The organism is Niveispirillum sp. GW835-FHT14G11 (assembly GCF_058793615.1).
This window is the reverse complement of the sequence record NZ_JBXAFZ010000007.1, coordinates 153,746-166,940: the sequence shown is the minus strand read 5'-3', so window position 1 is coordinate 166,940 and position 13,195 is coordinate 153,746. Positions and strand designations below refer to the sequence as shown.

Here is a 13,195-nt window from a genome sequence, read left to right as displayed (position 1 = left end):
CCCCCCCCCCCCCCCCCCCCCCCGCCCTACGGCACCAGCGCCAGCAGCCGCCCTACCCTGTACCGCTCCCACAGCGTCAGGAAATTCGTCAGCATGTGAAGCTGGACCCGCGCCGTCTCGTTCTGCCGGAAACAGGCATCGAACCGGTCGACGGACGGGTTCAGGTCGGGCAGTTCGCGGCAGATCAGGGCCGGGGCATCCATGAGCCAGGCCAGGCCCATGAGGGAGACATAGAGCAGCATCTGCTCCCGCAGCGCCGGCACTTCGATCTGCCCGCCCCCCGCTGCCGAAAATTCCGTCACGAACAAGTCCAGCAGGCCATCCAGATGGTCGGTGATCATGTCCGGTTCGGCGGCACTCAAGGCGCCCCACAGCGCCTGTGCCACCGGCATCCGCCCCACCCGCCCCCAATCCATCAGGCCGCAGCGCAAGCTTCCGGCATCGTCGTGCCAGAACCAGGCATTGTCGATATTGCCATTCCAGTGGCACAGCGCCACATGGGCCCCGTCAGCGTAGAGGACCCGCCGGACGTCCCCCTGTCGCGCCACGAAAGCCGGCATGTCCAGGTAGAACCAACAGAGGAAGGCCGGCGACACGACCCGCCCCGGCAATAATTTTGGATATTTGCGGGCAAAGGCCGCCAGCTTCTCGATCCGTCGTCGCAGCTGGGGGGCATCATACCGGATCGGGTCTCCGGCCACCGTCTCATAATAGGGAAACGCCGCCGCCACGGCATCGGCCAGCGGTGCCGCCCGCGACGCGCCCGCCAGCCGGGCCAGGGCCGTGATGATCGCCCGGTAATGCCCCGGCGCATCCGGAACCAGATAATCCAGGCACTTGTCATAATGCGGCTCGATCCCGCCAGTACCGAACCCGATGCGCTCGGTGATCAGCAGCCCCGTGCCGGATGCCCCCTGATAATCCGCGAACAGGGTGCGGGGCACCGCGATGGGAAAGGCCGGATGGCGCGACAGGGCCGCCAGCCGCACCTCCGGCAGAAGCTGGTCGCGGTTGCGATCCCGGATCGGATCGTTGAAATCCCGGGAGAATTTAACGAACAGGTCGTTCGGCAGCCCCGCCTCCGGCCGCTCATAGGCCAGTGTCAGGAACAGCTTGGCGCCCGTGCTGCCGCCGGGGCAATCCGTGATCGCCTCCACCAGCATCACCATATTGTCGGGCGAAAGGGTGCCGGCGGCGTGGAAGGCGCGGGTCAGGAAGCCGGCCCCGCCTTCAACCAGGGCTTGTGGATGGGCGGGAATGGACAGGCCGGTCTGGTCGCCAACAACCCAGCCCGGACCGCCATCCATCCCCGCCACCACCCGACCCATCACGCACGGGTCAGTTCATAATCGCCGGCATCGTCAACAATGGCCTGCCAGCCGGGATAAACCACGATGGTGGTGAAGGTCTCGTCGATGATGGCGGGACCCGTCACCACGCTGCCGGGCTGCAGGTCCGCGCCCAGGAACACGTCCGTGACCTGGAACCCGTGACCCAGATTGGCCCGGCGGCTCTTGGCCGGCACCGGCACCACGCGCAGGGCCGTGAAGCCCTGCGCCGCAACCGGCGACGGTGTCGCCACATGGGTTGCCAGCCGCACGCCGATCACCTCCGGCACCTCGTGCGCGCGGATATGGTTGTATTCCTGCATGTGGCGTTCATTGAACAGGGCGATGGCATGCGCTCCCAGACCGTCATCCACGAAGGACAGGTCGCCCAGCCGGCCATCCGGCTTCACATCGAAGGTGAGGGCGAAATTCTGGCCCGGATAGCGCATGTTGAACTGGTAGCTGGCCACCACATCGTCGCGCCTGAACCCGGCATCGGCGAAATATTTCTCCGCCCGGCCCGCCAGATCCGCCCATAGCGTCTTCAGCCGTTCCAGGTCCAGCGCCGTGGCCGGGGCCATACAGGACCGTTCCTCATCAATGCTGGGATTGGCAACCAGCGTGCCCAGGGCGGAGAAGGTGGGCGAGGCCTTGGGCACGAGCACGCGGGCAATGCCCAGATCCTCCGCCTGGATGCCGGCGAAGGCCGCACCATTGCCGCCATAGGCCAGCATCACCAGATCGTCGGGTGCGATGCCCTTGCCGGCCGTGGTGCGGCGCACCCCCTGGCTCATATTGGCATTGACCACACGCCAGCAATCAAACGCCGCCTCTTCCGCCGAATAGCCCAGCGCCGAACCGATCTCCGCAAACGCCTCCTCCACGCCGGCCCGGCTCAGGCGGAAGCTGCCGCCCGCGAAGCCTTCATCGGTGGACAGAATGCCCAGCATGACCAGCGCGTCCGTTACGGTGGGGCGAGAACCGCCACGGCCATAGCAGATCGGCCCCGGTTCCGACCCGGCCGATTCCGGGCCGACCTGCAGCACCCCGTCCTTGACATGGCAAATGGAACCACCACCCGCACCCAGCGTCTCCACCTTCACCATCGGCACACCCACCAGATAGCGATGGTGCATGTTCCAACCGGCCTCGGCCGGGGCGGCGCCGTTGATCACCAGCGACATGTCATAGGACGTGCCACCCATATCGACGCAGAGCAGGTTGGGACAGCCCTTGGCCGCCCCAACATGGGCAGAGCTGACCACGCCCCCGGCCGGGCCGGAGGCCAGGACGCGGATGGGCGAGCCCTCGATATATTCCTTGGTCATGACGCCGCCCGACGCCTGCATGACCATCAACTGGTTGCGGTATCCGGCCGCTTTCAGCCGGGTTACCAGGCTTTCCAGATAGGCGGTCACGCGCGGCGCCACATAGGCGTTCACCACGCAGGTGCTGGTCCGATCATATTCCGGGGAACGCGGCAGTACCTGGTGTGATAGGGAAACGGGCACGCCCGGCAGTTCCTCCGCCACGATCTCGGCCGCCCGCTTCTCATGCGCCGGATTGACGAAGGAGAACAGGAAGGAGATGGCGATGGACTCCACCCCCTGCTTGCCCAGCTGGCGGCAGGCCGCGCGCACCGCCTCCTCATCCAGCGGCTTGTGCACCGAGCCATCATGCAGCACACGTTCCGGCACGGTCAGGCGGCGACGGCGCGGCGTGATCTGCTTCGGCGGCTCCAGCCGCACATCCCAGATGCTTTCCTTGAAACCGCGGCGATATTCCAGCTCGTCCCGGAACCCCTCGGTGGTGATCAGGCCGGTGACGGCGCCGTTCATCTCGATCAGCGTATTGTCGGCCACGGTCGTGCCATGGACGATGGCATCGCAGCGGGACAGGAAGTCGGACAGTTCCAGCCCTTCCTTCGTCGCCAGGGTGGAAAGCCCGTTCATGACGCCGACGGACCGGTCCTCCGGGGTGGACAGGTTCTTGTGCAGCACCACCTCCGCCCCCTTCAGCAGGGCGAAGTCGGTGAAGGTGCCGCCAATGTCGATACCCACGCGATAAGTCATTTTGTATCCCCTCAGGCGGCACGCATCTGGGCGCGCAGCGCCTGGGTGGCGGCCGCATCGACTGCCAGGTCGTAATTTTCCAAGCTGCCGGTCAACACGACGCCGTACTTCTCCCGCGCGGCAGACAGGCTGACATATTCGTCAAGCACATCCTCCTTCACCGCGTCAGGATCACGGTCCAGCGCGGGGCCGAAGCCCGCACCGCCACCATGCTGGTAAGCGATGGTGGCACCGGGCGGCAGCTGTGCCTGGGCCGTGCGCTCGATCTTGTATTCCTCTGGCGAACCGACCAGGAACCGGTTGGCATAGGGGATGGCGTCATCACCGCCGCACATGCCGCGCAAGGGGTGGTCGGCCGACACCATCCAGGCCATGGCCATGGTCGGCGCCAGCACCTGCTTGACGTTCAGGCTGCCCGGCGCGCCGCGCCATTGCCCGGCCCCGCCACCATCAATGGTCATCTCGCGGCTGATATTCAGGATGGGGAACCGAGCCTCGGCATCCTCCGCCTCCGACAGGATCAGGTTGCCCAGTGCCACCGGGCATGACCCCCAGCCGTCGATCCCTTCCACCGCCGACACATCCATGGACCGGCAATCCACGCCCTGGTCCATCCACATGGCCCCGTTCTGGTCAAAGCCAATGACGGCGTTGGGCATGCCGATCTTGTAGAGCTGCGGGGCCGACCGCGCCGGCACCACCTTGGACAGCGCCAGACAGACGGCCTCGGTGATCTCGCAGGCCGGGTGGAACGACCCCAGTGCGGCCGGCTTGTTGGGCGGCGGCTGGGCAATGCAGCCCTCGGGGATGATGATCTCCACCGCGTTGAACATACCTTCGTTCTTCACGATGTCGGGGCTGACGGCCACGCAGACCTGGATCATCACGTAGGATCGGCTGTTGGCGAAGGTGTTCCAGACGCCGACCAGATTGGGCCGGTCGTCCGTGCCCGTCAGGTCCACGGTCAGCTGGTCGCCCTGCACGATGCATTTGGCATGCACCTTCACGTCGCGTGTGCCGACCGTGTCATGGTCGATCAGGACGGTGGCCTCATAGGTGCCGTCGGGCCAGGCGGCAACCTCTTCGCGCACCTGCCGTTCGGTCTGGTCGATGGACAGGTTGATGGCGGCTTTGACCTTGTCGGAACCATAGCGGCCGATCAGGTTCTGCAATGACAATGCCGCCTTCTGTACCCCGCCCACCATGGCGGCCAGATCACCGGCAAAGGTGGCGAAGCGGTTGTTGCGCTCCACCATGCGGATAATGTCCATCCGCTTGACGCCCCGATGCACCAGCTTCACGCAGGGGAACGACACGCCTTCGGTAAAGATGTCGGTGGCTTCCAGCGTGAAGCCGCCGGGATCCTTGCCGCCTGTGTCGCCCTGGTGGGCCTGAAGGGTCTGGAAAAGGATCAGTTCACCCTCGTCATCGAAGACCGGGGTATAGACGCAATAGTCGGGCAGGTGCCCGCCGCCATGGTCGGGATCGTTCGACAGCAGCACGTCGCCGGGGCCGATATCGTACTCCTCCATGTTCATCAGCGCCCAGCGCACCATCATCTGGTTGACGAAGGTCAGATGCGGCGTACCGATGGACCCCATGGCCAGGCGGCCATTGGCATCGACGATGGCGGCATTGCGCTCGTTCGACTGGTTGATGATGGGGGAGGAGGCGGCCCGGCCCAGATATGTAGCGGCCTCGAAGCACACCGTCTCGAATGCGCCACGGATGATGGCGGCGGTGACAGGATCGATCTCCACCTTGGTGGGCAGCGGCGGCCGCCTCGCGGCGAGCTTCCGGTTCAGCTCAAAGGACATGGGCTTGCCTCCACTTCGCTCTATCGCATCAATGTTCGGTCACGTCGGGATCGGCCAGGGACAAGGCGGCCGGCTCGGCGCAGGGCGGGCGGCGATGGGTGGGATAGACCGTGACGGCCATGCCGACATCCATCTCCTGCCCGTCGCGGACGACCCCGTCGCCGGCCTTGCTGGTGATGCGCGGGGGCCCCGCATCGGGGCGCACGGGGCGCTGTCGCATCACTTCCTCCAATCGCCCCTTGGCGTCCTGTTTCGCGAACCTGTTCCCTATTGGCTAGGCGCGCCGGTCCGCACCCGCAAGCGCCCCTGGGCCCTACTGCAACTCGCGTCAATCATCGGATCATCAAGAGCACAGAGGCCCCTCGCACCGGATCGCCCGCGCGATATCGACAGGAAAGGACAGCGATCGCCCGGATCGATACAGTGAATTATGATACACAATAGATCATAAATTCACCCCGATCCGGAGAATTGAGCCCGTGAATGGCCGCCCATCCCTGCTGATTGCCTGCACCGCCCTGATGCTGCCCCTCGTCACCGCACTATCCGCCCTGGCCGGCGGCAAGGTGGGCGCGGGTGCCGACTGGCCCCACCATGGCGGCGGGGCGGATGAAAGCGGCCATAGCCGGCTGGACCGCATCACCACCCGCACGATCGGCAAGCTGGGGCTGGCCTGGTGGTTCGACCTGGGCGAGGAGGTGACGCTGGAAGCCACGCCGCTGGCCGTGGACGGCGTGCTCTATTTCACGGGTAGCCGTTCCGCCGTCTATGCCGTGGAGGGGGGATCAGGCCGGCTGCTCTGGAAATACGATCCGGAGATCTGGAAGCTCAACCCCGCAAAGCTGGGCCACGGTCTCAATGTCAACCGGGGTGTCGCCTATGACAAGGGCAAGGTGTTCGTCGGCGTGCTGGACGGGCGGCTGGTGGCGCTGGATGCGAGGACCGGCGTTGCGGTCTGGAGCGTGCAGACCCTGCCGCCCAATACCATCCACACCATCACCGGCGCGCCCCGCACCTTCAACGGCAAGGTGATCATCGGCAATGGCGGGGCCGACGCCAATATGCGCGGCTTTGTCACCGCCTATGACCAGGAAACCGGCCAGCAGGTCTGGCGCTTCCACACGACACCCGGCAAACCGGCGGAGAATGCCGGCGACCCCGTCATGGAGATGGCGGCGAAGACCTGGGGCGGAGAATATTGGAAGGCTGGCGGCGGTGGCGGCACCGTCTGGAACGACATGACCTTCGATCCGGAACTGAACCGGATCTACCTGGGTACCGGCAATGGCGGCCCCTACAATCCCCGCCTGCGCAGCCCCGGCGGCGGCGACAACCTGTTCCTGGCCTCCATCGTGGCCTTGGACGCCGATACCGGCAAATATCTCTGGCACTATCAGCAGAATCCCGGCGAGGGCTGGGATTACAAGTCCACGGCCAACATGATCGCGGCCACCATCCGCATCGATGGCACGCCGCGCAAGGTACTGATGCAAGCCCCCACCAACGGCTTCTTCTACGTGCTGGACCGGGAGACGGGAAAACTGATCTCTGCCGAGAAAACGGGCAAGGTGACCTGGGCAGACCGCATCGACCTGTCCACCGGGCGCCCGGTGGAAGCGCCTGACATCCGGTATGAGAAGGGCGAGAGTATCCTTTATCCCAGCATGTTGGGGGCCCATAACTGGCAGGACATGTCATACAGTCCGGATACCGGGCTGGTCTATATCCCCCACATGCAGATGGGTGCCCGTTATTCCGCCAAACCGGACCCTAACGGGGTTTTCGTCGGAGGTGTCTCCATCCAGCCTTATCTGGCCGACAAGGATGATGGCAAGGGCGCCTTGCTGGCGTGGGACCCGGTGCGGCAGAAGCCGCGCTGGAAGGTACCGCAGGATACGATCTGGAATGGCGGCGTGCTGTCCACGGCCGGCGGACTGGTGTTCCAGGGCACCGGCGACGGCTGGTTCAGCGCCTATGACGCCAAATCCGGCAAGCGTCTCTGGCGCTTCAATGCCGGGCTGGGCATCGTCGGTGCCCCCATCAGCTACGCCATCGGCAACCGGCAATATGTCTCTGTCCTGACGGGATATGGCGGGACCACGGCGGCGCTGTCCTCCGTGCTGAATGCCGGCTGGAAATATGGCGGGCAGACGCGCCGCCTGCTGACCTTCGCGCTGGGCGGACGCCAGCTTCTTCCCCCCTCCCCACCCGCCGATTTCACGGTCAATGCCGTGGACGACCCATCCTTCATGCTGGACGAAAAGGCGGTGGCCAAGGGCAAGGCGTTGTCGATCATGTGCATGGCCTGCCATGGCGCCGGCATGAAGGGCGCCGGCTCCCCCGGCCCGGACCTGCGCGAAAGCCAGGTGCCGCTGTCGGAAGATGCGCTGTGGGCCGTGGTGCATGACGGCGTCCTGGCCGAGCGCGGCATGCCCCCCTTCCCGCATCTGACCCGCGACCAGGTACGCAGCCTGCAGGCCTATATCCGTGCCACCGCGCGCGAAGCACTGGGCGGCCGGCCCGCCGATACCGCCCCTGCCCGTTTCTGACCCCATCCCAACCTTGAAGGATGATTTCGAGATGAAGAAGATTCTGTCAGCCATGATCCTGGCTTTCATCCTTGCCGTTCCGGCGCTGGCCGGCCAGGCCTTTTCGACGGCGGAGACCGATATCGGCACCCTGCTGGACAATCCGGAGACCAAGGCCGTGCTGGTGAAATACATCCCCGACACGGTGGCCGACCCGCAATTCGATCTGGCTCGCGCCATGACCCTGAAGCAGGTGCAACCCTATGCGCCGGAGAAGTTCCCCGACGAACTGCTGGCCAGGATCGATGCGGAACTGGCCAAGGTGCCGGCGGCGAAGTGAGGCGCCCGCCATGCCGACCCGCTTCCGCGTGAATGGCAAGCCGGTGAGTGTGGAGGCCGATCCCTCCACGCCGCTGCTCTGGGCCTTGCGTGACCATCTGGGCCTGACGGGCACCAAATATGGCTGCGGCGTCGCGCAATGCGGGGCCTGCACCGTCCATCGGGATGGGGAAGCCGTGCGTTCCTGCCAGGTACCGCTGTCCGAGCTGGAGGGGGCAAAGGTCACCACCATCGAGGGCCTGTCCCCCGACGGCGATCATGTCCTGCAGCGGCTCTGGGCCGACCTGAATGTGCCCCAATGCGGCTATTGCCAGTCGGGCATGCTGATGGCGGCGGCGGACCTGCTGGCCAAGGTGCCCGACCCGACCGACGCCGATATCGACGCGGCCATCACCAATCTCTGCCGCTGCGGCACCTATCCGCGCGTGCGGGCCGCCATCCACCGCGCAGCTGGGGCCAAGGGAGCGAAACATGGTTGAACAGACCCGCCGCGCCTTCCTGCTGTCCGTCGCGGCCACAGGCGGCGGCATGGCGTTGGGCATCCGGCCGGCCGGGGCAGGGTCGCGCGACGGAGCGGAGCTTTCCGCCTGGATCGAGATCACCCATGACGACCACGTCATCCTGCGCGTACCGACGCCGGAGATCGGCAATGGCGCCATGACCCAGATGGCCATGAATATCGTGGAGGAACTGGCCTGCGCCTGGGGCCAGGTGCAGGTGGAATGGGGTTCCATCCAGCGCGACGTCCTGGAAAAGGGCGTGTACAGCGCCGGCATGTTGCCTTTTTTCGGCGGCCATTCCACCAACAAGGCCCGGATGCAGCACGCCCTGCAACTGGGCGCCAGTGCGCGGGAACGCCTGAAACAGGCCGCCGCCGAACGCTGGAAGGTGCCGGCGATGGAGATCGTGGCGGCCAATAGTGTCCTGACCCATGGCCGCCGCCGCCTTCGCTACGGTCAGGTGGCGGCGCAAGCCGCCAAGCTGGTGCTGGCCACCGAACCGGCGCCGAAGCCGGAAGCCGAATGGAACCTCATTGGCAAGGCCACGCCGGCAAAGCTGACCATTCCCGATATCGTGACCGGCCGCCTGACCTATGGCATCGACATGAAGCTGCCGGGCATGCTGCATGCCGCGTTGGTGCAGTCGCCCGTACAGGGCGGGCGGCTGAAAAGCCTGGATGCCGACGCCGTGCGTCATATGCCGGGCGTGCGGGCCATCGTCATGATCGACCCGGCGCGAACCAAGGGCGCGCCGGTGAAGCCGCGCGCCACCTTTGGCCTGGGGGACAGCACCGCGCAATGGGGCGTGGCGGTCATCGCCGACCATTACTGGCAGGCGAAACTGGCCCTGGATGCCCTGCCCGTCACCTGGGAGGACACGGCCCCATTGCGAAGCCTTGACCAGATCGGCACCGCCGTGGCGGCGGAGCTGGACAAGGGGGCGGGCCGCACCCTGCGCAAGGCAGGCGACCTGGCTGTCGCCAGGGGAGGTCGCGCCGTGGCGGGTGAGTATGGCACGCCTTATTGCGAGAACGCCGCCCTGGAGCCGCTGAACGCAACGGCGCTGGTCATGGACGATGGCGCGGAGATCTGGTGTCCCACCCAGGACCGGCAGCAGGCCTTCTGGGTCGCCGTCGATGAGACCGGCCTGCCCCCGGAAAAGGTGGTGCTGCACCAGACCTATGTGGGCGGCGGTTTCGGCCGGCGCACGCAGGGGGATGATGTGCGCATGGCGGTGGCGATCGCCCGCGCCATGCCCGGCGTGCCGGTAAAGACCATCTGGTCGCGGGAGGAATGTTTCCGTCAGGGCCGCTACCGCACCCCCATCACCACCCGGCTGCGCGCCGTGCTGGATGATGTGACGGGCCTACCGGCCGCCGTGGAAGGGGAAGCCTGCTTCACGGGATCAAAGCCTGCCTTCCACCTGACGTTCGGCTTCGACGACATGCCCTATTTCACCAGCGGCATCATCCCCAACCTGCATCTGCGGGCCAGCAAACTGCCTGTGCATGTGCTGAACGGCGCCTGGCGCGGCCCCTGCTACAATTCCCATGCCGTCATCGTGGAAACGTTCATCGATGAATGCGCCCATGCGGCCGGGATCGATCCGCTGGAATACCGGCTGCAACTGCTTAGCCGCTGGGAAAAGCCCTGGGCCGACTGCCTGCGCGTGGCCGCCACCCATGCCGGCTGGGGTCGTACCCTGCCGGCGGGCGAAGGGTTGGGCATCGCCATTTCCGCCTGGCCGCAGGCAGCCCAGCGCAATGTCGGTACCATTGTCGCCACCGCCGCCCATGTCGCCGTCGGTCGCGATGGCATGATCCGGGTGAAGAAGCTGGACGTGGCCTTCGACTGCGGCCGCGTCGCCAACCGCGATGCCGTGGCGGCCCAAATGGAGGGTGGCACCCTGTTCGGCCTCAGCGCCGCCCTGCATGAGGGTTTGACCCTGGAGGATGGAAGGATCGCGGAGACGAATTTCGACACGTATCCGCTGCTGCGCCTGGCCGATACCCCGCCCGTCGCGGTGCATTTCGAGGCCCTGTCCGGCCATGCACGGATGGACATCGTGGGCGAGGCACCGGTCGGTCCCGTAGCGGCTGCCGTGGGCAACGCCATCTTCCAGGCCACGGGCAAGCGTCTGCGCACCACCCCGTTCATCCGGCATGATCTGCGCTGGAACTGACCAGACAAGCCCGACTGCGCGTGGCGTCATTCAGCGTCCGGCGCGGCGATGCTACCAACGATCCGGTCGCCAGCAGCAAGGATGACAAGCGATGAGTGCAGCAGGTTTCGTCCGCGCCCTGCCGGTCGATGACGTGACGCCCGGTATGAAGAAATCGGTGGAGGTCGGGGGCAGATCCATCCTGATCTGCCATTCGAACGGCATGCTGCATGCGGTGTCCAATATCTGCTCACACGCGGACGAGAAGCTGGAATGCGGGCGCATGGGTAATGGCTGGATCGCCTGCCCGGTGCATGGGGCACGATTCGACCTTGCCACCGGCAAAGCCAAGAACCCACCCGCCAAGCAGCCCATCGCCGTCTATGCCACCCGCATCGTGGATGGCTGGATCGAGGTGGAAGTTTGAGGCGGTAACGGTCCCGCAGCCGTTACATATCGCCTTGGCGATTCCGCTGTTCCCCACCACCGATCCGGCTTGTCCGGGCCGGCCTTACCCCTAATCTGCCAGGGACCGGAAAGGTTCCCGTAGAGGAGAGGGGGAGGATATGCCTGTACTGGCCTTCGACATGACCACGGCGAACCACGAGGTCCGCCGCCATGAATTCCGCGGCAAGAACAACGCCAATTATTATGAGGGCGAGTTGCGCCCCCTGTCGACGCGTGAGGTCGACATGCGGATCGAGAAGAGCGGGGCCGGTGAATATGGGCTCTACAAGCTGACCTCCCGATCCGGCCTGGCCTTCCGTCGGTCCTGGGCGCATATCCGCAGCGACAAGACCAATGTCACGGTCTTCTGGTTCGTGCGGCGCGGGCAGCTCATCGTCTCCTATCCCGGTGCCAAGCACTTGATCAGCCGGGATGAATGCACCATCACCCGGTCCTGCCGCCCCTTCTATATGGAACTGATACCCGACGAGGGCGGGGTGCTGGAGGTGATGCATGTCGTCATCCCCTCCCACCAGCTCTACGCCCTGATCCCGGAAGGGGTGGAGGCCGGCAAGCCGTTCCCCGCATCCAAGGGCGACCTGTTCCTGGCCGAACGCATCCTCTCGCTGCTGTTCGAGGAGGATGACCAGATCGATCCCCAGATCGCCGAGCAGCTGGTCCAGACCCTGTTGACCGGGGCCGGCCGCAACATCACGCGCGCCGCCGGCGACACCGCCCAGCGTTCCTCGATCGCGGAAAAGCGGGTGTCCGACATCACCCGCTATATCAATCAGCATTTCGCCAACCCGGATCTGAATGCCAAGATGGTGGCGGATCGTTGCGGCATCTCGCTGCGTTATTTTTGCCAGATCCTGAAGAAGAACGACCTGTCCTTTTCCAATCTGGTCTGGGAGCGAAGGGTGGAGATGGCCCATGCCTGGCTGCGGGATCCGGCCATGAAGAGCTATCTGGTGTGCGAGATCGCCTATCTGGTGGGCTTCAAGAGCAGCGCCCATTTCAGCCGCATGTTCAAAACCCGCTTCGGTGTGGCCCCCCGCGAATATCGCGAGCAGCACTTGGGCAAGGCGGCGTGATCGTTTCCCACAGGACCCACGGGCCGGGAGGCAGACGCTTCCCGGCCCGCAGCCTTCTGTTCAGGAAAACGCGGTCAGCGCGGCAAGATTGGCAGCCACCTGGCGCGTGAAACGCGCCGCATCCGCGCCATTAATGACCCGGTGATCGTAGCTGAGTGACAGCGGCAGCGTCGGCCGCCAGTCGATGCCGCCATCTGCCCCCCTGGCCGGCCGCTCCACCAGTCGCGTCACGCCCAGAATGGCCACTTCCGGAGCATTGATGATGGGCGTGAAATTGGTACCGCCGATATGGCCCAGCGAGGTGATGGTGAAGCAGCCGCCCGTCATCTCGCTCATCGGCAGGCCCTTGGTCCGGGCCTTTTCGGACAGAAGCGTCAGTTCGGCGGCGATCTGCGACCAGGGCTTGGTGTCACAGTCGCGGATGACGGGCACCAGCAGGCCATTGGGCGTGTCGACAGCGACGCCGATATGGACATATTTCTTCAAGATCAGCGCCTTGCCACCCGGCTCCAACGAAGCGTTGAACTGCGGGAAGGTTGTCAGCGCTTCCGCCACCGCCTTGATCACCGGCACCAGCAGCGTCAGCTTGACCGTCGGATGGTCGGCGTTCCAGGCCTTGCGCGCCGCCTCCACCGATGTCACGTCCGCCTCATCATGATGCGTGACATGGGGAATGGCGACCCAGTTGCGGCCCAGAAAACTGCCTGTCAGTTGCTGGATGCGGTTCAACGGCCGGCGCTCCACCGGGCCGAATGCGCCGAAATCCACCTCCGGCCAGGGGGCCAGGCCATCCAGCAGACCGGGTTTACCATCACTCATCATTGTCATCCTCGCTCTGGATATAAATCGGGCCGGCCAACATCGCTGGCCGGCCCGTCAGGGAGTTGCTTGGGGGTGGCGTGGAACGGA

The 13,195-nt window shown here is 65.5% G+C and carries 11 protein-coding genes; 6 read left to right on the top strand and 5 right to left on the bottom strand.

The annotated features are described in order from the left end of the window. Positions 1-26 precede the first annotated feature (26 nt). From AC1Q7F_RS14675 to AC1Q7F_RS14660, 4 genes are read right to left on the bottom strand one after another with little or no spacing between them, the layout of a single operon-like run. Positions 27-1,307 carry a hypothetical protein gene (locus AC1Q7F_RS14675; RefSeq protein ID WP_492508061.1) on the bottom strand — a complete coding sequence of 427 codons (1,281 nt, stop codon included), beginning with the start codon at positions 1,305-1,307 and terminating at the stop codon, positions 27-29. A gap of 20 nt (positions 1,308-1,327) precedes the next feature. Continuing rightward, positions 1,328-3,400, bottom strand: coding sequence for a hydantoinase/oxoprolinase family protein (locus AC1Q7F_RS14670; RefSeq protein WP_492508059.1), 2,073 nt, complete (start codon positions 3,398-3,400; stop codon positions 1,328-1,330). An 11-nt stretch (positions 3,401-3,411) separates the two neighbouring features. After that, positions 3,412-5,217: a hydantoinase B/oxoprolinase family protein gene (locus tag AC1Q7F_RS14665; protein WP_492508057.1), complete on the bottom strand. Its 1,806-nt coding sequence runs from the start codon at positions 5,215-5,217 to the stop codon at positions 3,412-3,414. A gap of 28 nt (positions 5,218-5,245) precedes the next feature. Beyond that, the gene (locus AC1Q7F_RS14660) at positions 5,246-5,437 is read right to left on the bottom strand and encodes a hypothetical protein (protein WP_492508055.1); all 192 of its coding nucleotides are present in this window, start codon (positions 5,435-5,437) and stop codon (positions 5,246-5,248) included. Positions 5,438-5,696: 259 nt separating this feature from the next. On the opposite strand from AC1Q7F_RS14660, the gene AC1Q7F_RS14655 reads away from it, so the two are divergent. The 6 genes from AC1Q7F_RS14655 to AC1Q7F_RS14630 all read left to right on the top strand — a co-directional run bounded on the left by AC1Q7F_RS14655 (position 5,697) and on the right by AC1Q7F_RS14630 (position 12,286). After that, complete coding sequence (locus AC1Q7F_RS14655) at positions 5,697-7,766, top strand: PQQ-dependent dehydrogenase, methanol/ethanol family (protein ID WP_492508053.1); 2,070 nt, start codon at positions 5,697-5,699, stop codon at positions 7,764-7,766. A 31-nt stretch (positions 7,767-7,797) separates the two neighbouring features. Next, the gene (locus tag AC1Q7F_RS14650; RefSeq protein ID WP_492508051.1) at positions 7,798-8,085 is read left to right on the top strand and encodes a hypothetical protein; all 288 of its coding nucleotides are present in this window, start codon (positions 7,798-7,800) and stop codon (positions 8,083-8,085) included. A 10-nt stretch (positions 8,086-8,095) separates the two neighbouring features. Next, positions 8,096-8,563, top strand: a complete 468-nt coding sequence (locus AC1Q7F_RS14645) for a (2Fe-2S)-binding protein (RefSeq protein WP_492508049.1) — start codon at positions 8,096-8,098, stop codon at positions 8,561-8,563. Beyond that, positions 8,556-10,766, top strand: a complete 2,211-nt coding sequence (locus tag AC1Q7F_RS14640) for a xanthine dehydrogenase family protein molybdopterin-binding subunit (protein ID WP_492508047.1) — start codon at positions 8,556-8,558, stop codon at positions 10,764-10,766. The genes AC1Q7F_RS14645 and AC1Q7F_RS14640 overlap by 8 nt, the downstream gene beginning before the upstream one ends. 91 nt (positions 10,767-10,857) lie before the next feature. Next, positions 10,858-11,172 carry a Rieske (2Fe-2S) protein gene (locus tag AC1Q7F_RS14635; RefSeq protein WP_492508045.1) on the top strand — a complete coding sequence of 105 codons (315 nt, stop codon included), beginning with the start codon at positions 10,858-10,860 and terminating at the stop codon, positions 11,170-11,172. 139 nt (positions 11,173-11,311) lie between these two features. Further along, positions 11,312-12,286: a helix-turn-helix transcriptional regulator gene (locus AC1Q7F_RS14630; protein ID WP_492508043.1), complete on the top strand. Its 975-nt coding sequence runs from the start codon at positions 11,312-11,314 to the stop codon at positions 12,284-12,286. A gap of 60 nt (positions 12,287-12,346) precedes the next feature. Here AC1Q7F_RS14630 and AC1Q7F_RS14625 read toward each other — a convergent pair whose 3' ends face one another. Beyond that, on the bottom strand, positions 12,347-13,105 hold the full coding sequence (locus AC1Q7F_RS14625) for a 2-oxo acid dehydrogenase subunit E2 (RefSeq protein ID WP_492508041.1): 759 nt from the start codon (positions 13,103-13,105) through the stop codon (positions 12,347-12,349). Positions 13,106-13,195 lie beyond the last annotated feature (90 nt).

What these genes read in the sequence shown, in the direction of transcription:
- AC1Q7F_RS14625 (WP_492508041.1), bottom strand. Translation starts at nt 13,105, where the DNA reads ATGAGTGATGGTAAACCCGGTCTGCTGGATGGCCTGGCCCCCTGGCCG.
- AC1Q7F_RS14665 (WP_492508057.1), bottom strand. Translation starts at nt 5,217, where the DNA reads ATGTCCTTTGAGCTGAACCGGAAGCTCGCCGCGAGGCGGCCGCCGCTG.
- AC1Q7F_RS14650 (WP_492508051.1), top strand. Translation starts at nt 7,798, where the DNA reads ATGAAGAAGATTCTGTCAGCCATGATCCTGGCTTTCATCCTTGCCGTT.
- AC1Q7F_RS14660 (WP_492508055.1), bottom strand. Translation starts at nt 5,437, where the DNA reads ATGCGACAGCGCCCCGTGCGCCCCGATGCGGGGCCCCCGCGCATCACC.
- AC1Q7F_RS14635 (WP_492508045.1), top strand. Translation starts at nt 10,858, where the DNA reads ATGAGTGCAGCAGGTTTCGTCCGCGCCCTGCCGGTCGATGACGTGACG.
- AC1Q7F_RS14630 (WP_492508043.1), top strand. Translation starts at nt 11,312, where the DNA reads ATGCCTGTACTGGCCTTCGACATGACCACGGCGAACCACGAGGTCCGC.
- AC1Q7F_RS14645 (WP_492508049.1), top strand. Translation starts at nt 8,096, where the DNA reads ATGCCGACCCGCTTCCGCGTGAATGGCAAGCCGGTGAGTGTGGAGGCC.
- AC1Q7F_RS14675 (WP_492508061.1), bottom strand. Translation starts at nt 1,307, where the DNA reads ATGGATGGCGGTCCGGGCTGGGTTGTTGGCGACCAGACCGGCCTGTCC.
- AC1Q7F_RS14670 (WP_492508059.1), bottom strand. Translation starts at nt 3,400, where the DNA reads ATGACTTATCGCGTGGGTATCGACATTGGCGGCACCTTCACCGACTTC.
- AC1Q7F_RS14640 (WP_492508047.1), top strand. Translation starts at nt 8,556, where the DNA reads ATGGTTGAACAGACCCGCCGCGCCTTCCTGCTGTCCGTCGCGGCCACA.